The organism is Micromonospora sp. DT48 (genome assembly GCF_049844495.1).
Classification (GTDB): Bacteria; Actinomycetota; Actinomycetes; order Mycobacteriales; family Micromonosporaceae; genus Micromonospora.
Window position 1 is genome coordinate 140,050 of sequence record NZ_JBNCLE010000013.1, and the last position, 19,984, is coordinate 160,033.

General features: G+C 70.6%; 18 protein-coding genes. 8 read left to right on the plus strand and 10 right to left on the minus strand.

The genetic code is table 11. The annotated features are described in order from the left end of the window. Positions 1–81 precede the first annotated feature (81 nt). From ACLQ2S_RS17715 to ACLQ2S_RS17725, 3 genes are read right to left on the minus strand one after another with little or no spacing between them, the layout of a single operon-like run. Positions 82–1,323, minus strand: a complete 1,242-nt coding sequence (locus ACLQ2S_RS17715) for a DUF885 domain-containing protein (RefSeq protein ID WP_425702098.1) — start codon at positions 1,321–1,323, stop codon at positions 82–84. After that, positions 1,320–2,993, minus strand: a complete 1,674-nt coding sequence (locus tag ACLQ2S_RS17720; protein WP_425702099.1) for an ABC transporter substrate-binding protein — start codon at positions 2,991–2,993, stop codon at positions 1,320–1,322. Before ACLQ2S_RS17720 ends, ACLQ2S_RS17715 begins: the two co-directional genes overlap by 4 nt. Position 2,994: 1 nt before the next feature. Further along, positions 2,995–4,386, minus strand: coding sequence for an aminotransferase class V-fold PLP-dependent enzyme (locus tag ACLQ2S_RS17725; protein ID WP_425702100.1), 1,392 nt, complete (start codon positions 4,384–4,386; stop codon positions 2,995–2,997). A gap of 136 nt (positions 4,387–4,522) precedes the next feature. Between ACLQ2S_RS17725 and ACLQ2S_RS17730 the strand changes: the two genes are divergently transcribed. The 4 genes from ACLQ2S_RS17730 to ACLQ2S_RS17745 all read left to right on the plus strand — a co-directional run bounded on the left by ACLQ2S_RS17730 (position 4,523) and on the right by ACLQ2S_RS17745 (position 9,194). Continuing rightward, positions 4,523–5,521: a methyltransferase gene (locus ACLQ2S_RS17730; RefSeq protein WP_425702101.1), complete on the plus strand. Its 999-nt coding sequence runs from the start codon at positions 4,523–4,525 to the stop codon at positions 5,519–5,521. Between the two features lie 19 nt (positions 5,522–5,540). Next, the gene (locus ACLQ2S_RS17735; RefSeq protein ID WP_425702102.1) at positions 5,541–7,247 is read left to right on the plus strand and encodes an ABC transporter substrate-binding protein; all 1,707 of its coding nucleotides are present in this window, start codon (positions 5,541–5,543) and stop codon (positions 7,245–7,247) included. Between the two features lie 124 nt (positions 7,248–7,371). Continuing rightward, entirely contained in the window at positions 7,372–8,358 is a 987-nt protein-coding gene (locus ACLQ2S_RS17740) for an ATP-binding cassette domain-containing protein (RefSeq protein WP_425702103.1), read from the plus strand. Beyond that, on the plus strand, positions 8,355–9,194 hold the full coding sequence (locus ACLQ2S_RS17745; protein ID WP_425702104.1) for an ABC transporter permease: 840 nt from the start codon (positions 8,355–8,357) through the stop codon (positions 9,192–9,194). The genes ACLQ2S_RS17740 and ACLQ2S_RS17745 overlap by 4 nt, the downstream gene beginning before the upstream one ends. Before the next feature lie 60 nt (positions 9,195–9,254). On the opposite strand, the gene ACLQ2S_RS17750 is transcribed toward ACLQ2S_RS17745, so the two are convergent. From ACLQ2S_RS17750 to ACLQ2S_RS17760, 3 genes are all read right to left on the minus strand, one after another. Further along, positions 9,255–9,824: an SRPBCC family protein gene (locus ACLQ2S_RS17750; RefSeq protein WP_425702105.1), complete on the minus strand. Its 570-nt coding sequence runs from the start codon at positions 9,822–9,824 to the stop codon at positions 9,255–9,257. Next, positions 9,821–10,363: an SRPBCC family protein gene (locus ACLQ2S_RS17755; protein WP_425702106.1), complete on the minus strand. Its 543-nt coding sequence runs from the start codon at positions 10,361–10,363 to the stop codon at positions 9,821–9,823. The genes ACLQ2S_RS17750 and ACLQ2S_RS17755 overlap by 4 nt, the downstream gene beginning before the upstream one ends. Before the next feature lie 147 nt (positions 10,364–10,510). Then, positions 10,511–11,284, minus strand: coding sequence for a class I SAM-dependent methyltransferase (locus ACLQ2S_RS17760; RefSeq protein ID WP_425702107.1), 774 nt, complete (start codon positions 11,282–11,284; stop codon positions 10,511–10,513). A 174-nt stretch (positions 11,285–11,458) separates the two neighbouring features. Here ACLQ2S_RS17760 and ACLQ2S_RS17765 point away from each other — a divergent pair, with 174 nt between their 5' ends. Next, positions 11,459–12,646: a glycosyltransferase gene (locus tag ACLQ2S_RS17765; RefSeq protein ID WP_425702108.1), complete on the plus strand. Its 1,188-nt coding sequence runs from the start codon at positions 11,459–11,461 to the stop codon at positions 12,644–12,646. An 85-nt stretch (positions 12,647–12,731) separates the two neighbouring features. On the opposite strand, the gene ACLQ2S_RS17770 is transcribed toward ACLQ2S_RS17765, so the two are convergent. Beyond that, entirely contained in the window at positions 12,732–13,121 is a 390-nt protein-coding gene (locus ACLQ2S_RS17770) for an ArsR/SmtB family transcription factor (RefSeq protein ID WP_425702109.1), read from the minus strand. 69 nt (positions 13,122–13,190) lie between these two features. Here ACLQ2S_RS17770 and ACLQ2S_RS17775 point away from each other — a divergent pair, with 69 nt between their 5' ends. Next, positions 13,191–13,925, plus strand: coding sequence for a class I SAM-dependent methyltransferase (locus ACLQ2S_RS17775; protein WP_425702110.1), 735 nt, complete (start codon positions 13,191–13,193; stop codon positions 13,923–13,925). Positions 13,926–14,224: 299 nt separating this feature from the next. Further along, positions 14,225–15,412, plus strand: coding sequence for an acyltransferase family protein (locus ACLQ2S_RS17780; protein ID WP_425702111.1), 1,188 nt, complete (start codon positions 14,225–14,227; stop codon positions 15,410–15,412). A gap of 38 nt (positions 15,413–15,450) precedes the next feature. On the opposite strand, the gene ACLQ2S_RS17785 is transcribed toward ACLQ2S_RS17780, so the two are convergent. The 3 genes from ACLQ2S_RS17785 to ACLQ2S_RS17795 form a co-directional block, all read right to left on the minus strand. Beyond that, complete coding sequence (locus ACLQ2S_RS17785) at positions 15,451–16,440, minus strand: NAD-dependent epimerase/dehydratase family protein (RefSeq protein ID WP_425702112.1); 990 nt, start codon at positions 16,438–16,440, stop codon at positions 15,451–15,453. Positions 16,441–16,444: 4 nt separating this feature from the next. Beyond that, entirely contained in the window at positions 16,445–17,806 is a 1,362-nt protein-coding gene (locus ACLQ2S_RS17790; protein ID WP_425702113.1) for a nucleotide sugar dehydrogenase, read from the minus strand. Positions 17,807–17,882: 76 nt separating this feature from the next. After that, positions 17,883–18,749 (minus strand): helix-turn-helix domain-containing protein, encoded by an 867-nt coding sequence (locus ACLQ2S_RS17795; protein WP_425702114.1) that lies wholly within the window; start codon positions 18,747–18,749, stop codon positions 17,883–17,885. Positions 18,750–19,015: 266 nt separating this feature from the next. On the opposite strand from ACLQ2S_RS17795, the gene ACLQ2S_RS17800 reads away from it, so the two are divergent. Further along, positions 19,016–19,984, plus strand: coding sequence for a DUF1702 family protein (locus tag ACLQ2S_RS17800; RefSeq protein WP_425702115.1), 969 nt, complete (start codon positions 19,016–19,018; stop codon positions 19,982–19,984).

A 19,984-nucleotide genomic window follows, 5' to 3' on the forward strand; every position in this document is an offset into this window, starting at 1 on the left:
ACCGGCGCTGGCGTGCGGGGTGCCGCGTCCCGTCGTCGTACCCGTCGACCTCGCTCGGGCCGCCGGTGGGCCGTGGTCGGATCAGCCGGACGCCGGGCCCGCAGCGACCGTCTCCGCGACGACGTCGTCGTGCAGCTGACCGGGTAGCGCCTGCTCGACCAGCAGGGTGCGGTACCGCTCGAGCAGTGGCAGCTCGGCCGGTCGGGCGGCCAACCACGAGCCGACCAGGCGGGCGCCCTCGACGTAGGTGGTGGAGTACGCCCGCCACAACGGATCGACCAGGAAGGTGACGATCTGCTCGGCCCGGTCCCGGGGCAGCAGCAGCCATCGGTGCAGGTACGCCACGACGTCGTCGGGCGGCACGCCCCGGTCGTGCAGCAGGATCGCCGCGTCCTGACGGGCCGGCATGAGCTGGTTGACCAGAGCGACCAGCTGTTCGACCAACTCACCGTCGACGGTCACGCCCTGGTCGGCCAAGAGCTCGCTGGTCCACCGGCCCCAGCCGGGGCCGATCAGGGCCGTCGCGCCGTGCTCGGCGGTGCCCTCGGCCACCAGGCACTGCGGCGTGTTGACCAGGGCGATGCGGTGCTCGTCCCAGCCCCGTTGCCGCACCAGGCCAGCCTCCTTGAGGCAGTGCTCGACGTGGTGGCCGGGGTACGCCTCGTGCGTCGCCATCAGCGGCAGCACCGCGATCGTGCGGCCCGCCGTCTCGTTCAGGGTCACCGTGGAGCGGAACCCGCCGTGGTAGCGGTTGAACGCGTTCCACGGCCGGTCGCGGACCACCTCGATCTCCACCTGCTCGGCGGCGGGCAGCCCCAGCAACGGCCGGGCACGCTGGCGCAGCGCGTCGGCGACGGCGCGCACCGCCGGACCCAGCCGGTGCGGCGGCACCACGTTGCGGGCGTAGAACTCCTCCACCCGCCGCATCAACGGGCCGCTGCCGGGCAGCAGCGCGCCGATCGCGTCGTGCACCGCCGCGTACCGCTGCGGGTCGCCGAGCCCGATCTCGACGTCGAAGTAGGTGCGCACCTCGTCGAGAAAACCGATCGGCTCACCGGCGGCCCGTCGGGCGGCGCAGCGCACCGCCCGCACCTGGGCGGTGAGGAACCGTCGACGGTCGGCGTGCAGGTCGGCGTCGGGCAGCCGGGCCAGCAGCTCACCGGCCTGCCGGGCCAGCGTCGCCGGGTCGCCGGCCGGCTCGGCGGCGACCCGGGCGGCCAGCGCCGGGTCGCCGAACCAGCAGTCGACGTAGCCGTCGACCAACCGACCCATCCGCAGCCCGAGGGTGAGGTAGTCGGCGACGACCTGCTCGGCGCTGCTCACCGTTCACTGCCCAGGCGGACCTCGCCGAGGTCGGCCAGACCACCGAGCGAGGGCAGGGCGTCGACGCCGCGGACCCGGGGTCCGCGCGGTGCCGCGCCGGTGGGGCGTCGGAACAGCAGGGGTACGACCGCAGCCTCGGCGAGCAGCAGTCGCTGCACCTGCTGCCAGCACGCCACGGCCTCCCGGGGGTCGGCGGCGTCGACCGCCCGCTCGACCATCCGGTCGATCTGTTCGTCGCGGTGGCCGCTGGGTTGTGCGTCATCCACCAGTGGCTGGAGGAACACCCGCGCGTTGCCGTACCCCCACGGCGCCGTCCACGACGTGCTGCTGACGTCCCAGCGATGGGCCGGTGCGTCTGCGGCGCCGGTGAGCAGCGCCCGGTGTGTCGCCTCGTCCACCGCCACCAGCCGGACCTCGATGCCGGCCGTGGCCAGGTCGGCGGCCCAGGCACGGGCCAGGGCCAGTTCCTCGGCGCGGTCGGGGCAGAGCGCGGTCAGCACGAGGCCGTCCGGGTGACCGGCGGCGGTGAGCCGCTCCCGAGGGCTGCCGTGCGCCGCCGGGTCGGCCGGCGGCTCCGGGGGCAGGTGCCCGTCGTTGCCCGGCGGCACCACGGTGTACGCCTCCCGGACCTCCGACCACGGGTCGCCGGCGCGGGCGATCCGGGCCAGCGCGGACCGGTCGATCGCGTCGGCGATCACCTGCCGGACCGCTGCCGTGGCCACCGCCGGGTTGGCCGGGTCGCGCAGGTTGAACACCAGGAACGGGTCGGCCCGGTACCCGCCCACCTGGCCGACGGGCACCCCCCACGGCAGGTCGGCCACGTCGGCGCGGATCTGGTCGGCCAGCCGGCCCGGATCGTCGCGGGAGGCCCGGAACTCGACTTCGGCGAAGCGCTGTCGCCGCACCGGGTCGCTCTCCGGCAGCCAGGTGGGGTTCGGTTCCAACCGGATGATGTCTCCGGGCTGCCAGGCGGCGATCCGGTACGGGCCGTTGGCGATGAGGTGGGCGTGCAGTTCGGGGCTGCCCGGCAGGTACGCGTCGTACTCGGCGGGGGCCGGGGAGACGCAGCTCAGCGCGAGCATGTCGGGGAAGTCCAACGCGGGGCGGAGGAGTTCGATGACGACCGTCTCGTCGTCGAGGGCGAACACGCCGGGCAGGTCGTGCGCGTCGGCGAAGGCGGCCAGCAGCGCCGCCGTGACCGGCTGGCCGGCGACGGCGGCGGCGTACTCGTCGCAGTACCTGTCCATGCCCCGTACGGTGCTGCGGAAGTAGGGCAGGGCGGGGTGGCGGGTCACCGGGTTGGCCAGTCGTTTGAAGCCGCGGACGACGTCGTGGGCGGTGATCCGCCTCGGCTGCGGGGTGTCCCACCAGACGTCCGGGCGCAGGTGTGCCACGTACGAGCGGTGGCTGGCGCCGAGTCCGGCGTTGTAGGTGGACGGCACGTCGACCGCGAGATCGCCGACCGGGCCGAGGGCCCGCCAGTCGGTCGGGTCGGCCGCCCCTCGGTAGCTGACCAGTTGCCGCGTGGTCAGACGCAGCAGTTGGCGTTCGGCCGGGGACCAGGCGGCGGCCGGGTCGGCCTGGTGGACGGCGGCGGCGCCGAGCAACCGCAGGGTGTGCCGCTGCCGGGTGCCGGATGGGCTGGTCACTGTGCTGCGTGCCTGGGTCACCTCAGGACATCTCCTCGGCAAGGCGGACCATCGTCCGGACGCTGTGGTCGATCTCGTCGCGGGTGTTGAACAGGTGTGTGGTGATGCGCGCCGCGTAGTGCTGGTGCGGGGACCCGGGGACGTCGAACTCGGTCCACCGGGTCCAGATCCGGTGCTCGGTCTCCAGCCGTTTGACGAAGGTGATGAACTTCTTGATGTTCCAGGCGTCCTCGGGGCGACGGAACGGGTTGAACGCGATCAGCGGTGAGCGCAGCCGGGGGTCGACGCCGGGGGAGTACATGGCCTGCTCGCCGAAGGCGTCGATCAGCCGGCCGCGCGCGTACTCGGCGAGATCCATCACGTACCGCTCGATGCGGTCGCGCCCGATGTCGTCCCACAGCTCGAAGGCGCGGGTCAGCGCCGCGCCGCGAGCCAGGTTGGCGCTGCCGGCGCTCTGCAGGTAGTCGCCCATGTTGTAGCTGGCCACCTCGGTGGTGGTACGCGGCGGCGGGCTGCCCATCATCGGGTACCAGGTGGAGATGAGCGGCCAGAAGGTGGGCAGCGGCAGCGGGTTGGACTCGGGGACGACCTTGTTGCGGACGTAGATCAGGCCGGTGCCGAGGGGCCCGCACTGGAACTTCGAGCCGGAGCAGGTGATGAAGTCGGCGCCGTAGTCGCGCAGGTTCACGTCGAGCATGCCGGGGATCAGGGCGCCGTCGATGACGGTGGTCAGGCCGTGCCGGTGCGCCAGCTCGCACAGCTGCCGGACGGGAAACATGGTGCCGGTGAAGAGGGTGATCGCGGCGAACGACAGCACCCGGGTACGCGGCGTGATCGCCGCCTCGACCAGCTCGACGATCTCCTCCGCCCGCACGTCGTGACCCGACGGTGGGATGACGGTGCGCATGACGATGCCGTGCCGGTTGCGCAGCAGGTTGAAGTTGGACAGCACCGAGTAGCACTCGTGGGTGGTGGTCACCACCTCGTCACCCGGATGCAGGTCCAGCCCGTGGATGACCCGGGCGACGCCCTCGGTCGCGTTGTGGCAGATGACGATCTCGTCCTCGTCCACTCCGAACGTCCGGCCGATGAAGGCCCGGTACTCGGTGAACATGGCCGGCCGGTAGACGTCCAGGAGCCCACCGGTCCACTGTCGGGTGACCCGGTCGACGGTGTCGAGGACCTCGTACGGCATGGCGCCGACGGTTCCGGTGTTGAGATGCACGGTCGTCGGGTCCAGGGCGAACAGTTCCCGGATGCGGGTCCACGACGCGGTACGCAACGGGCTCGGTGGCACCGACGCCGCGCCGGTCGCCGAGCCGGGCGACTCCACGGTATGGCTCACGGTGATCCCTTCGTAGCCGACGGTGGGTCCGGAGGCCGCACAAGCGGTCCGGGCTGGCGCTGAGAACAATCACTTTCTCAAGTGAAACGCGACGGGGCTATCGCGCAAATTGCGGTAAAGAGCCGCCTGGCCCTGTCTCGCGCTTCATTCCGGTATAGCATCTGAAGCGGCGTGTGCGGCAGTCGTACTCGGGTCCGGAGGACACATGGACAGGTTGCAGTCGGCGCTGGCCCTCTACCGGGAGGCGATGGGGTACACCTATGCGGCGGCCCTGCGAGCGGCCGCGACGGTGAACGTCGCCGACCACCTGGCCGACGGCCCGCGCAGCGCGGCCGAGCTGGCCGCCGCCACCGGCACTGACGTCGACGGGCTGCGCCGGGTGCTGCGACTGCTCGCCGTGCGGGACGTGGTGCGTGAACACGACGGCAGGTTCGCCCTCACCGACAAGGGCGCCGCGCTGCGGTCGGACTCCCCGGTGCCGGCACGGGCCGGCATCCTCATGTTCACCGACACGATGTTCTGGACGATGAGCCACCGGGTGACCGACGCGCTGGGGGCGCACCGACCGGCGTTCGACGAGATCTTCGGGCGCTCGCTGGACGACTACTTCGACAACGACGCGGAGGTCGAGGCGCTCTACTACGAGGGTATGGAGACGGTCAGCGCCGCCGAGCACCTGATCCTCGCCCGCACCGGCCTCTTTCCCGACACCGGCACGGTCGCCGACGTCGGCGGCGGACGGGGCGGCTTCCTGCTCACCGTGCTGCGCGAACACCCCGGTCTGCAGGGCATCCTGCTGGACCGCGCCGAGGTGGTCGCCCGTCATCGGCTCGACGAGCCGGACGTGGCCGGGCGCTGGAAGGTCGTCGCCGGTGACTTCCTCGACGAGGCGCCCCACGCCGACGTGCACGTGCTCAAACGGATCCTGCACAACTGGGACGACGAGCGGAGCGTCCGGATCCTGACCAACTGCCGCCGCGCGATGCCGGCGCACGGCCGGGTGCTGGTGGTCGACGCGATCGTCCCGGAGGGCAACGACCCGCACCAGAGCAAGGAGATGGACTTCATGATGCTGGCCGCGCGCACCGGTCAGGAGCGTACGGCCGCCGAACTCGAACCGTTGTTCACCGCCGCCGGCCTCCGTCTGGAGCAGGTGGTGGCCACCCGGTCGGTGATGTCCGTAGCCCTCGGCGTGCCGGCCTGAGCAGGGAGGTCGTCGAACCGTGCCGGATCACCGCCCACGACCACGCCACGGCGGCACGTTGCGCTTCTACGGCCCCGGCGGGCTCGACCACCTCGATCCCGCCGCCGCCTACTACGCCTTCTCCCACCAGGTGATCCGGCTCTTCGCCCGGCAGCTGTTCAGCTACCCGACCACGGAGGACTCCCGGGCCCTGGTGCCGGTCCCGGACGTCGCCGCCGAGTTGCCGACCGTCGCCAACGGCGGGCGCAGCGCCGACGGCCGGCGCTACACCCTGCGACTGCGCGACGGGGTGTGCTGGGACACCAGTGGGCACCGGGCGGTCACCGCCGCCGATTTCGTCCGTGGCTTCAAGCGGATGGCCAACCCGGTGGCCGGCGCGGGGGCCCTCGCCTACTACACCAGCACCATCGTCGGGATGGCGCAGTTCGCCGAGGGTTACCGGGCTCGTTTCGCCGGCCGCACACCCACCGCCGCGGAGCTCGCCGACTACCAGAACAGCCACGACATCGCCGGCCTGCGGGCGGTCGACGACCGGACGTTGCTCATCGAGCTACGCAGACCCGCCAACGACCTGCTCCACCTGCTGGCGATGCCGTTCGCCTCGGCGGCCCCCCGCGAGTACGACCACCTCGTCCCGGACAGCCCGGAGTTCATCCGTCAGGTCCGCTCCAACGGCCCCTACCGGGTCACCTCCTACGTCCCGGGCAGTCATCTCACCATGGCGCACAATCCGGCCTGGAAGCCCGACGCCGACCCGATCCGCCGCCGCTACGTCGACCGGATCGACGTCCGGATCGCCCGGGTGAGCGACGAACGGGTCCGCGAGGAGATCACCAGCGGTCGGGCGGACCTGTCCTGGGGCGCCGCCGTGGGGCGGCCGCGCCGACGCACCGAGGCGGACCGCAACCTCGGCTGGGCCCTCAACCCCTACCTCGTGTTCAACCTGAACAGTCCGCGGGAGTCGGGCGCGTTGCGCCGGCGGGAGGTCCGGCTGGCCATCGCGTACGCGATCGACAAGGCGCGGCTGGTCCGGTTCTTCGACGACATGGGCATCGGCACGGTGACCCGTCCCGCGCACGGGGTCATCCCGCCCGGCAACGTCGGCCACCGTGACTACGACCCGTACCCGACACCCGGGGACCGGGGTGACCGCGCGCGGTGCCGCCAACTGCTGGCGGAGGCGGGTCATCCGAACGGACTCACCCTGACGATGATCTACCGGATCGACGCGGTGCACGGCCAGGTGGCGAAGGCGATCGCCGAGGACCTGGCCGGGGGTGGAATCGACTGCCGGCTGGTGGAGATCGACCAGACCGACGAGTACTACCGCATCCTCCAGGATCCGTTGCGGGCGGCGGCGGGGGAGTGGGACATCACCCCGGCGGCCTTCATGCCCGACTGGTTCGGCAACAACGGCCGGTCCTACGTCCAACCGATGTTTCAGAGCAACACCGCCGTCGGCACGGCGAACTACGGCGGCTACCACAATCCGATGGTCGACGACCTGATCGAGCGCGCCCTCTCCGCGCCTACCGAGGACGCGGCGGCGGCACTGTGGCACCAGGTCGACCAGCAGGTCCTCGCCGACGTGGCGATCGTGCCGATCCTGGTCTGCGAGCCGACCATCGAGCATCTGACCAGCGCACGGGTACGCGACGCGATTCCCCTTCCGCACGTCGACCGCTGGTACGACGCGGCCAACCTCTGGCTGGACCCGCCGGATTGACCCGGCGTTATTGTCGCCACGACTAATAGCAGGCTTGAATGATATAAGTAGCTTCTGTAGCTTGGTCCGGGCAAGATCTCGTGATTCAGCTGCCCGAGCTCGCTGTGACGCGACGGGAGAGAGCATGACAGGCAACCCAGCGCTGGCCATCCAGACCCACGAGCTGGTGAAGGTCTACGGCGAGACGCGCGCCCTCGACGGGCTTGACCTCACCGTGCGCACCGGGACGATCCACGGTGTACTGGGGCCCAACGGCGCCGGCAAGACGACCGCCATGAAGATCCTGGCGACCCTGCTGCGGCCCACCTCCGGCAGTGCCCAGGTGCTCGGTCACGACGTGGTGCGCGAGGCGTCGGCGGTGCGCCGGCGCATCGGCCTGACCGGGCAGACCATGGCGCTCGACGAGGACATGACCGGCCTGCAGAATCTGATCCTCGCCGGCCGCCTCCAGGGCCTACGGCACCGCCCGGCGACCGCCCGCGCCGAGCAGCTGCTGGCGGCGTTCGAGCTGGCCGAGGTCGGTAACCGGCTGGTCAAGACCTACTCCGGCGGTCAGAAACGGCGCATCGACGTGGCCGCGAGCATGGTGGTCACGCACGAGCTGCTCTTTCTTGACGAGCCGACCACCGGCCTCGACCCGCGCAGCCGTAGTGAGGTCTGGCAGATGATCCGGATGCTCGTCCAGGACGGCGGCACCGTCCTGCTCACCACCCAGTATCTCGACGAGGCCGACCAGATGGCCGATGACCTGACCCTGATCGACCACGGTCGGGTGGTGGCCCGAGGGACGCCGGCGGAGTTGAAGACCAGCCGCGCCGACGGCGTGCTGGAGGTGCTGCTGGCCGATCCGTCCCGCCGCGCCGAGGCGGGCACGCTGCTTGCCCGCGTGATCGGCGCGGGCGTGGACGCCGAGTCGGATTCGTCCCGGCTGCTGGTGAAGATTCCCGACGCCGACCAGGCCGCGCGCGCCCTGGGCGAGTTGGCCCGCGCGGGGATCAGCGTCGAGGACTTCACCCTGGGGCAGCCGTCGCTGGACACGGTGTTCCTCGCGCTCACCGGTCACTCCACGTTGGACGGCACTCGAGAAGAGGAAGCGGAGGTCGGGGCATGACATCATCCAGCACCCAGGCTCGACCGGCGGCCGAGTTCCCCGATCGGTCGGTGGCTGGCCTGCAACGGCCACCCGCGCCGGGGGCCCTCTTCGCCTGCCGTACGTTCGCCTGGCGGACGCTGATCAAGCTGAAGTACGTCCAGGACCACCTCGGTACGGCCGTGGTGTTCCCGGTGATCCTGACGCTGGTCTTCACGTATCTGCTCGGTGGCGCGATCGCCGGGTCGCCTCGGGATTACCTGCAGTTCTTCCTGCCCGGCGTGATCGTGCTGTCGCTGGTGGCGTCGAGCATGATGAGCGCCCTGACGCTCAACCGCGACATCGCCACCGGCATGTTCGATCGGGTCCGCTCCACGCCCATCTGGCAACCAGCGGTGCTGGTCGGCACGATGGGCGGCGACGTCCTGCGGTACGCGTTGACCTCGGTCATACCGCTGGGGTTGGGTCTGCTGCTGGGCTTCCGCCCGGACGGTGGTTTCACCGGTGTGGTGCTCGCGCTGCTCTACCTGCAGCTGTTCACCTTCAGTGTGAGCTGGTTGTGGATGTTCTTCGCGGTGCTGATTCCGCAGCCGACGGCCGCGGCCGGTGTGGTCAACCTGCTCCAGTTCATCCTGCTGTTCGGCAGCAACATCCTGGCTCCCTCCCAGACCATGCCGGGCTGGCTCGAGGCGGTGGTCAAGCTCAACCCGGTCACCCATGCGGCGACCACCACCCGTGGGCTCATGCACGGTGATCTGTCCGGCGGGGATCTCACGGCGGGACTGCTCGCCTGCGCGGCGCTCATCGTCGTGTTCGCCACGCCGACCGTCCTGCTCTACAACCGCAAGCAGCGCTGACCCACCCGACGAGGCCGGCCCCGGTTCCCTCTCGGGAACCGGGGCCGGCCTCGTCGGGGGTCAGGATCCGGGGTTGACCAGGGCGGCCCAGGTCGCGCCGCGTTCCTGGGCGATCCGCATCATCTCGGGGCTCGGCTCGAACTCCTCGGCGGCGTCCTCGGGAACGGGGGCGCCGGAGAGGTCGCCGCGCAGGAACATGCCCAGGAAGTCGAGGGCCATCTCCCAGCCCACGGCCACCTCGATGAGCATCAGGTCGGAGATCGTGGCGTGCTCCAGTTCGAGCAGCGTGCCGGAGCCGTCCTCGCTGAGCCGCAGTTCCACCTCGCTGTCGGGCTTGTCGCCGTAGATCCAGCTGAGGGTGAGCAGTCGCGGTGGCTCACAACGGAGGATGTCACCGTGGGCGTTGCCCGGCAGGTCGAAGGTGCCGCCCTGGCGTAGGTCCCCCTTCGGCTCGATGAACCAGCGGTTGATCCGGTTCGGGTCGGTGCAGGCGCTCCAGACCTCGTCGACCGGCGCGTCGTAGCGCTGCCGGATGATGACGCTGCGGGCCTCGCCGGCGGGAAGGGAACGCTGGCCGATGAGCCGTTCGGTCGGCTGGCCGGCGGCCACCGGGTTGTTGAGGTCACTCACTTCGCCGTCACCTCCTTGATCCTCTTCTCGTAGCAGGCGAGGATCGTGGGCCAGCCCTTGTCCATGCCGTTGCGTACCCGCTTGGCGTGCTTGGTGCCCATCCGGTCGAAGTGGGTGTGTTCCACCTCGACCCGGGTCTTCTTCTGGCCGTCCGGCACGAACGTCACGGTGAACTCACTGGCGTTGTCCGGGTCGATCCGGCCGAAGCCGTTGAGTCGCCAGCCGACGGCCAGGGTGTCCGGTGCGTCCACCGTGCGGATCAGACCGAAGGTGTGTTCCTCGCCCTGTTCGTCGATTTCGTAGAGGCGGCCGCCCTTCCTGGGGTCGACGCCCAGGGGCGCACCGACCTTGGTGGTGCGGAAGTTCTCCGGCCACCACTGCGGGAACTCCTCCAGGAACACCCTGAAGGCGGTCTTGCGGTCGGCCGCGACCGTGACGCTGTGCCGGACGAACGGATCGTAGTTCGGCGGCTTCGGCTTCCGAGCCGCGGTGCTCTTGGTCGCCGTGCGCGTGGCGGACGCGGTCTTCTCCTGTGGCATCTCTTTCGTCCTCACTGTCGCTGTGCGGGGGGTGGACGGCCCGTGTGACAGCGGTTCCACCACCCCTCCATAAGTCGACGCAAACGTAAGCCCCAGTTTATACGTACGTCGCCCGGCCGGCTCGATCTGCGGGAGGACGCGCGGGATTCAGGAGCCCCAACGCAGGTAGGCGGGGGCCGGGCGGCCGGGGATCAGGCGCAGTGCGGCGTGGTCCAGGCCGAGGGTCTCCCGCATCGCGATGTTCTCTCCTGGCCACTTGGGGTTGTCCAGTTCGTCGAAGGCGATGACGCTGCCCTTGGTGAGGTGTGGACGGATCGCCTCGAGCACCGCCTTGGACGGTTCGTAGAGGTCCAGGTCGAAGTAGGCCAGCGCGATGACGGTCTGCGGGTTCTCCGCCAGGTAGCGCGGCACCGTCTCGCGTACGTCGCCCTCCACGAGCACGCTGCGCTGGGTCACGTGGCCGAAGAACTCGCTGCACTCGTGGGCGTCGAGAACCTCCCGCAGGTACGCCGGGTAGCCCCCGGGGGTCGCGAACCGGCCTTCGTACGCGGTCGGGCCGACTCTGTCGACTTCGTTGACGTCGGGAAACCCGGTGAAGGTGTCGAAGCCGACGATGCGCCGTAGCGGGTTGTAGGGCTCGTAGAGGCCGCGCAGCGCGGTGAAGGTGGCGAGGTGGCGGCCGTACCGGACACCGAACTCCATGATCACGCCGGGCACGTCCAGAACCTCACGGTAGAGATGGTCCATGGAGAGCAGGTCGGTCAACTGGTGCCGGCGCAGGAAGAGGGGAAGGTTGTTGACCAGTTCCTCGGTCGGTATGGGGGAATTGGTCAGGAGCTTCGTCAGGCGCTGAGTCGTGTCCGTCTCCTCGGCCGAGTCGTGCACGAAGGCGCGCAGGTCCAGGCCGTCGCGGCTGCCCATAGATGCCTCCCAGGCGTAGATCACTTGAGATTTTCAAGCGTAGTTCAGGCGGGCTGAGCGGCACAACACAGCGAGATTGCTTGCCGCATCAGTTGCGCAAGCAGGGACACGGTAGGGCGGGGAAGCTCATGCTATATATGAGTAAAGTGGATTGTTGACCCCTGTGAAAGGCGAGTGATCGACGTGCGTGTGCTGTTCGCCAGTCTCGGAACACACGGCCACACCTACCCGCTCCTGCCGCTGGCCGCCGCCGCCCGGGACGCCGGCCACGAGGTCACCTTCGCCACCGGTGAGGGCTTCGCCGAGACGTTACGGGCCCAGAGCTTCGCCCCGGTCGCCACCGGAATGCCGGTCTTCGACGGCTTCCTGGCGGCGCTGCGGATCCGTTTCGACACCGACAGCCCCGAGGGCCTGACGCCTGAGCAGCTCAGCGAGCTTCCCCAGATCGTGTTCGGGCAGGTGATGCCGAAGCGGATCTTCGACCAGCTCCACCCGGTGCTCGACCGGCTGCGTCCGGACCTCGTTGTGCAGGAGGTCAGCAACTACGGCGCGGGACTTGCCGCCACCGTGGCCGGCATCCCGACCATCTGCCACGGGGTCGGCCGCGACACCCCGGACGAGCTGACCCGCTCCATCGAGGACGAGGTGGGTCGGCTCGCCGTGGAACTCGGCATCGACCTGCCACCCGGACGCATCGACGCCTTCGGCAACCCGTTCCTCGACATCTATCCGCCGTCGTTGCAGGAGCCGGCGTTCCGGTCCCGTCCGCAGCGGTACGAGTTGCGCCCGGTGCCCTTCACCGAGCGGCCGGAGGTCCCGGACTGGGTGCGCGAGCGAGCCCGGTCCCGACCTCTGGTGTACCTGACCCTGGGCACCTCCAGCGGCGGCACCGTCGAGGTACTGCGGGCCGCCATCGACGGCCTGGCCACCCTGGACGTCGACGTCCTCGTCGCCGGCGGCCCGTCGCTCGATCTCACCCAACTCGGCGACGTGCCGGCCAACGTGCGGCTGGAGTCGTGGGTCTCGCAGGCGGCGCTGCTCGCCCACGTCGACCTGGTGGTCCACCACGGCGGCAGCGGGACCACGATCGGCGCGTTCGACGCCGGTGTGCCGCAGCTGTCCTTCCCGTGGGCGGGGGACTCGTTCGCGAACGCGCAGGCTGTCGCCCAGGCGAAGGCCGGCGACCACCTGCCGCCCGACGCGGTCAACGCCGAGGCGGTGGCGGAGGCCGCGAAGCGGCTGATCGCCGACGAGAGCTACCGGACGGCGGCGAAGGCGATCGCCGCCGAGATCGCCGCGATGCCGGCTCCCGACGAGGTCGTCCACCGGCTGCCCGAGTTCGCCGCGCGGCGCAGCGCCTGATCGCACCTGACCGGTGGGGCGCTGCACAGCCGGTGCGGTCGCCCGGCGGTACCGACGCAGCCGGGCCGTGGCCGGAGGATCGTGCCTAGCCGTCCGTGTCGCCGGGCTGACGGCTGGTCCGGCGCTCGGACGGCGAATCGCCACTGCCGGACCGGCGGCGGGAGCGGCCTCGCGCGATCTCCGTGCTCAGGGCGTCGAGGCGCTGGTTCCAGAAGCTGCGGTAGCGCTCCAGCCAGTGGTCCAGCTCCTGCAGCGGCGCCGGATCGACGGCATAGAGACGGCGGGTGCCCTGCGGGCGAACGGTCGTGAAGCCGTTTTCCCGCAGCACCCGAAGATGCTGGGAGACACCTGGCTGGGAGATCCCGAACTCGCGTTGCACGATCGCCCCGACCTCGCCGGCCGACATCTCGCCGTCGGCCAGCAACTCGATGATGCGGCGGCGGACGGGGTCGCCCAGGACGTCGAACGCGTGCACGGCACGACAATATCAGACCGTGGTTATAGAGGCTGCAGGTCGACGATCGGTGGCGCGGGAAGGGGAGAGATGTTCGGCCCACAGCACGCCGCGGTGTACGAAGCGGCCTACCGTAGCCGGGGCAAGAGCTGGCAGGCGGAGGCGACCGACGTGGCCGACCGGATACTGGCCGTCCGTCCCGGTGCGACTCGGTTGCTCGACGTCGGCTGCGGCACCGGGGCGCACCTGGAAACCTTTGCCAGCCGGTTCGCCCACGTCGAGGGCGTGGATTTCGCCCCCGCCATGCTGAATGTGGCTCGTCGCCGGCTGCCCGAGGTGACGCTGCACGCCGGTGACATGCGCGCTCTCCGGCTCGGTGCCACCTTCGACGCGGTGACCTGTCTGTTCACCGCGATCAACTTCCTCGGCACGGTGGCTGAGATGCGGGCGGCGGTCACCGCGATGGCCCGGCATCTCGCGCCCGGCGGTGTGCTGGTGGTGGAGCCCTGGTGGTTCCCGGAGCGCTTCATCGACGGCCATCTCGGTGGTGACCTGGTGCGCGAACCGGACCGCGTGGTGGCTCGCGTCTCGCGTTCGACACGGCAGGGACGGCTCACCCGGATGGAGGAACGGTGGCTGGTGGGTGACGCGTACGGCATCCACGAGTTCAGCCAGGTCGGTCGGCTCGCGATGTTCACTCGTGACGAGTACCTGGAGGCCTTCGCCGCCGCCGGCTGCGAGGGAACATATGTGAGTGGCTGGTTGACCGGACGAGGGCTTTTCGTGGCCACCCGTACCGCCGAATCGTCGCCGAACTCCAACTGAATCCGGCGCGGCGTCCGGTGCCTTGATCCTACGATGTGGGAAATGGTGGGGTGCGGCGGTCCGGTGTATGACGAACCGACCAATAGTACGGTGCGTCAGCGCCTGCCCGCGTGTCATCGTCGCATTCACCGCAACCAATCAGCGCCGATGTTGGACATTTATCGGCCAGGCAGATTGATCCCATTTCGTCGGCAGATACGACGAAAGACTCGGCCCTGTGTCGGCGACCGCCCCGTTCGACAACGGACAGATGGGTCGCATCCGGCGCAGAGCGTGGCCTGGTCCATCCGAGGAGCGACGTGACACACACCGACGCACGACCGCACCACCTGCCGGCACTCACCGGATATCGCTTCTTCCTCGCCCTCACCGTGGCGGCGGTGCACCTGCTCGCCACGTCACAGCTCTTCGCCAACGAGGCGCTGCAACTCGGGATGGGCCTGACCACGCCGTTGGCGTCGGCCGCTCTGGCCACCTTCTTCACCCTCAGTGGTTTCGTGTTGACCTGGTCGGCGCCACCGATGGACCGGGCGCGCCGGTTCTGGCGTCGCCGGTTCTGGAAGATCGTGCCGCTGCACGTGCTCGCCTGGGGTGTCGCCGTGGCGTTCGTCCTGGTCGCCAGCGCACCGTCGCCGGTCACTGGATTCTCCACCGAACTGCGTCCCGGCCCGGCGGTGGCGAGCCTGCTGCTGGTGCAGGGCTGGGTGCCGTCCTGGGACTACCTGTCCTACCTGAACACCCCGGCCTGGTCGATCTCGACCGAGGCCTTCTTCTACCTGCTGTTCCCGTTGCTGCTGCCGGTGGTGCTGCGCATCCCGGCCGAGCGGCTGTGGCGTTGGTGCCTGGCGATCGTCGGGGGGATCCTGCTGGTCTCGGCGCTGGGTCCGCTGCTGCCCGGCGTCGCCCAACTGGACTGGCTGCCGTTCAACCTCACCGAGTACTGGTTCGTCTACACCTTCCCGCCGGTCCGGCTGCTGAACTTCCTGCTCGGCATGGTGCTGGCCCGCCTGGTGCGCACCGGCCGCTGGCGGCGGATCGCCCGGTGGAAGTTGGTGCTCACGACGATCCTGGCCTTCCTGCTGACCCCGATGCTGCCGTTCACCTTCATCTTCAGCGCGGCGCTGTTCCTGCCGCTGTTCGCGTTGGTGGCGAACCTGGCCCAGGCGGACCTGGAGGGTCGCGGTAAGGTGCTGCGCTCCCGGCCGTTGGTCGCCCTGGGCGACGCGTCGTACGCGCTGTACATCATCCACTTCCCGATCATGCTGATCGTGCGGCACCTGGTCGGGGCGGACCAGCGGTTCGACGCCGGGATGGGTTTCCTGCTCGCGGGCGCGATGCTGGTGCTGTCGATCGCCGTCGCGATCGGACTGCACCGTTGGGTGGAGGAGCCCCTGCGTCGCCGTTACGCGCGGGCCCGCGTCGCCGGGGACCGCCCCGGCCTCGGTGGGCAGATCCGTCCGGCCATCGTCGTACCCGGCCAGACCTGAGCGCGCCGTCGTCGCCTGCGTGACCGTGCGACGGCGGGCTAGCGGGCAACCAGCCCGTCATCGGCCTGCGTCGTCCACCAGGGGTTGCGCCGGGCCCACTCGACGGTTTGGCGCAGGCCGGTCGCCAGGGGAGTCTCGGCGCGCCAACCGAGCAGGCTGTCGGCCTTGCCGCAGTCCGGTACACGCCGAGGGATGTCCTGGTAACGGGCGCCCAGGCCGGTGCCGGTGTCCGCGGTACGGGCCGACACCGGCACCCCGGCCACCGTGGCGGCCAGCCGGATCGCCTCGGCCACCGACGTCTCGACGGTGTTGCCGATGTTGAAACACTCGCCCACCGCACGCGGGTGCGCCGCCGCCAGCAGGGTCGCCTCGGCCGCCTCGTGCACCCAGGTGAAACAGCGGGTTTGTCGGCCATCGTCGTACACCACGGGTGGATCACCGCGGAGCAGCCGGGCGATCGTGCGGCTGAGCACGTACGCGGGCCGCTGCCGTGGGCCGTAGACGTTGAAGTACCGCAGCACGACCACCGGCAGCCCTTCCTGCCGGTGGTACGCGAAGGCGAGATGTTCCGCGGCGGCCTTGCTCGTCGCGTACGACCACCGGTCGGTCGCGGTGCTGCCGAGCACCCGGTCGTCCTCCTCCCGCCACGGCACCCGGGGATTGCGTCCGTACACCTCGCTGGTGCTGGAGACCAGCACCCGGGCACCGCAGCGCAGGCCGGCCCGCAGGGCGTTGCGGGTGCCGTCCACGTTGACCTCGACGACGTCGAGCGGCCTGCTGAGATACCGGTCGACGCCGACCACCGCGGCCAGGTGGTAGATCTCGTCCACGCCGGCGGCGGCAGCGGCCAGCGCCGCTTCGTCACGCACGTCGCCGCGTACGTGCCGGATCTGACCGGCTGTCGCGGTCAGGTCCGGCGGCGGGTCGGCCGGATCGTAGACCACCACCTCGTCACCCCGGTCGAGCAGGCGTTGCACCACGTGACTGCCGACGAAGCCGAAGCCGCCGGTCACCAGGGACCTCGGCACGATGTCACCTCCCGATGCCGCGATAGGCGAAGCCGAGCCGAAGCACCTCGCGGATGCGCGTCGGCGTCAGGTGCATACGCCCGTCGAAGAACAGGCAGGGGCGGTGCACCTGGGTGGCCAGGGTGCCGACATCAAGGTCGTGAAACTGGCGGTGTCCGGCGAGAAAGGCCAGACAGCCGGCCCCGGTGACCGCCTCGGCCAGGCTGGCGGCCGGTGTGAGGCCGAACCGGGCCTCGATCTGCGCCGGATCGGCGAGCGGGTCGAAGATCCGGAGCCGGAACCCGGCCTCGTGCAGCGCTGCCACCACGCCCAGCACCGGGGTGTTGCGAACGTCGCCGGTGTCGCTCTTGAAGGCCGCGCCGAGCACGGCGATGGTGGTGTCCGACCGGTCGCGGCCGAGCTTGAGCAACTCATCCGCGATCAGCGAGGCAGTGTAGCGGGGCATGTCGTCGTTGACCGCCCGGGCGGTCTCCACCGTGCGCAGCGGGACACCCCGGCTGCGGCCGTCGCGCCAGGCCATCCAGGGGTCCTTGGTGAGACACGAACCGCCGACCCCCACCCCGGGCATCAGCAGGTTGACCATGCTGCTCCCCTTGGGCAGGGTGTTCGCCGCGCCGGTCACGTCCAGCACGTCCACGTCGAGCGCCGCGCAGTAGCGTGCCAGTTCGTTGGCGACAGCCACGTTCGCGTCGATCCACCAGTTGGTGGCCAGCTTGACCACCTCAGCCGCCTCGGCCGACGGCACCCGATGGACCTCGACGCCGAGGCCGGAGCGCCAGAAGCGCTCCGCCGCCGCGGCCGAGCGCGGACCGACCCCGCCGACCACCACCGGCAGGCTGCGCACCTGGGCCAGGGCGGCGCCCTCCGCCAGGCGTTCCGGGCAGAACGCAAGCCAGAAGTCGCACTCGCGGGTCAGTCCACCGCGCTCCAACAACGGCGCGACGAGGGTGCGGGTGGTGCCGGGAGAGACCGTCGACTTGACGATCACGAGCTGTCCGGCGCGCAGGTGTTCCGAGAGTCGCTCGCAGGCCGCCACCAGTTGGTCGGCGACCATCTCGCCGCGCGGATCGGTCGGTGTGCCGACGGTCACCAGCACCACGTCGACGCCGGCCACCACGCCGTACGAACTGCTCGCGGTGAGCCGCCCGGTGGCGTGGAGATCCGCCACGGCGGTGGCGAGGCCGGGCTCGGGCAGCCGGCACCGGCCGGCCCGCAGCTCGGTCACCAGGGACTGGTCGCTGTCTATCGCCACCACCTCGGCGCCGCGTTCGGCGAGCGCCACCGCCAGGCAGGTGCCGACGTAACCGGCACCGACGACGGCGACCTTCAGCGCGGACACGCGTCCGGATACGGGGTCGAATGGCATGGCTGTCGGCAACCGCCTTCCTGTCCACGGCGTCGCGGGCTGCCCGCCGTCCGGCGGGCCCGCCAGGTCACCGCCGTCACGCGATGGCCGGGGCGTGGCGGTCGACCGGCCGGGTCGGTGCTGACCAGCGCCCCGGCGCGACCCGGTCGATGAGCGACTCGATCAGCCGGCAGACCGGCCCGATCGCCAGCGCGGGCGGGTCGGTGGGGCGAGGGGGTTGGATCGCGATGCGGGCACGGACGCCGCCGTCCTGGGGCAGCAGCAGGTCCGCAGCGCCCACCAGATAGCTGGTCGGCTCCTCGTCGACCAGAGCCCGGGCCACCGTGCTGTGCCCGCGTACCAGGACGACCCGGGCGTGGTGTCTGCCGGGACGGGCCGCCACCGGCACGCCCGTGCCGCCGGCCGAGACGGCCCACGCCGGGGACGCCTCACTGGACTCGCCGGATGCGCGCAGGCCCACCAGGACGAGGTCGTCGGGGGTGCTGTCGGGCAGGTACAGCGTCAGCCGGGGGCGGCCGACCTCGGTGCCCGCCCGGCGCAGCGCCTCGGCGAGGACGTGGCAGGGCCGTGCGGCCAGCAGTCGCGCCAGCTGGCGGAAGTGTCCGGGCGAGGTGCCGACGAGACGGGTGAACTGGGTGGTGAACGTGCCGGCGCTGGTGTAGCCGACGTACCCGCTGATCGTGGTCACCGTGAGGCCGGTGTGCAGCAGCAGCCGCCGGGCCTCCGCCATCCGCAGCGCGGCGAGGAACCGGGCCGGGGTCATCGACGTCACGTCCCGGAAGAGGCGGTGGAAGTGGAACGGGCTGAAGGGAACCACCCGGGCCAGGTCGGCAAGTTGCAGCGGTTCGGCGAGGTGACCGCGCATGTAGTCGATGGCCCGCGCCGCAGCGGCGGCACGGGAGTGGTCGACAACGGCCCGGGTAACACCTGGCATCGTATTCACGTGCACTCCCTGGGAGTCGATCGGGCACCGTTGTGGATTGTGCGCGGCGCTGCTTGACGTTTTCTTGATTGCCCGTCGCCGTGATCGCCGGGCAATTCACGGGTCAGCCGAGCAAGTTGAGAGAAGTAACTCCGATGATCGCCGTGAAACATGGTTTGGGTACCGACACGGCGACACAGGCCCTGAGCGTCGCTGACCATTCAGCAGGGTCCAATTTGCCGAATCGTGTCGGCCTTATTGCGGATGACGCGCGTCAGGAGTAATCCATGCCCGTCAACTGGCGAACCATTCGTCAGAACCTTCTGACCCCGAAAACAACCGAGGCCAGCTTCGCCACTCGTGGGTTCGTCGCCCGCGACGAGGCCAGCCGCGAACTGCTGGAGTCCGTCGGCGTCCACTTCCTCACCGGGTTCCGGTACGCGGTGGGTGAGCGGGGCCCCGTCGAGACCGTGGGGCGGCTGGAGACGGTCGAACCCGACCTGCGGGGCTTCGCGTACGAGGGTGCCGCGATGGGCTTCGCCGTGCTGGACGGGCTGACCGGTGGCCGCCGGCTGGCCCGCTTCCTCGCCGGTCCCGCCGATCGGCACGTCTACATGGTCCATGTCGGGCTGGGGTGGGCGATGGCCCGGCTGCCCCGCTGGCGACGCCGAGCCGTCCAACCGACCGACCGCCTGCTGGGCTGGCTGGCCCTCGACGGGTACGGCTTCCACCAGGCGTACTTCCACACCCAGCGTTACGTCCGGGAACGCCGCCGGGACCGGATCGGGCCGTGGCCGACGGACCCCGCCGGGCGGTGGACCGGGCACGTCATCGACCAGGGCATCGGGCGGGCGATCTGGTTCGTGGCGGGCGCCGACCCCGACCGGGCCGCCGACACGATCGACCAGTTCCCCGCCGACCGGCGCGAGGACCTGTACAGCGGCGCCGCGCTCGCCGCCACGTACGCCGGCGGAGCCCGCCGCGAACTGCTGCTCCGGCTGGCCCAGCGGGGCGGGGCGTACGCACCGGCCATGGCCCAGGGCAGCGCGTTCGCCGCGCAGGCCCGGGAGCGGGCCGGCCTGACCACCGAACACACCGGTGTCGCCACCGACGTTTTCTGCGGTACGTCGGCGGCGCAGGCCGCCGAGGTGACCCAGAGCGCGTTGCACGGTCTCGACCACGACGGGCCGGTGCCGGCGTATCTGGTGTGGCGGCAGCGGATCGCCCAGCAGTTCGTGACCTTGGGGAGGTGCTGA

Excerpts from the sequence above, each read along its gene's own strand:
- ACLQ2S_RS17730 (WP_425702101.1), top strand. The coding sequence starts at position 4,523 with ATGGACAGGTTGCAGTCGGCGCTGGCCCTCTACCGGGAGGCGATGGGG.
- ACLQ2S_RS17775 (WP_425702110.1), top strand. The coding sequence starts at position 13,191 with ATGTTCGGCCCACAGCACGCCGCGGTGTACGAAGCGGCCTACCGTAGC.
- ACLQ2S_RS17740 (WP_425702103.1), top strand. The coding sequence starts at position 7,372 with ATGACAGGCAACCCAGCGCTGGCCATCCAGACCCACGAGCTGGTGAAG.
- ACLQ2S_RS17790 (WP_425702113.1), bottom strand. The coding sequence starts at position 17,806 with ATGCCATTCGACCCCGTATCCGGACGCGTGTCCGCGCTGAAGGTCGCC.
- ACLQ2S_RS17800 (WP_425702115.1), top strand. The coding sequence starts at position 19,016 with ATGCCCGTCAACTGGCGAACCATTCGTCAGAACCTTCTGACCCCGAAA.
- ACLQ2S_RS17760 (WP_425702107.1), bottom strand. The coding sequence starts at position 11,284 with ATGGGCAGCCGCGACGGCCTGGACCTGCGCGCCTTCGTGCACGACTCG.
- ACLQ2S_RS17745 (WP_425702104.1), top strand. The coding sequence starts at position 8,355 with ATGACATCATCCAGCACCCAGGCTCGACCGGCGGCCGAGTTCCCCGAT.
- ACLQ2S_RS17755 (WP_425702106.1), bottom strand. The coding sequence starts at position 10,363 with ATGCCACAGGAGAAGACCGCGTCCGCCACGCGCACGGCGACCAAGAGC.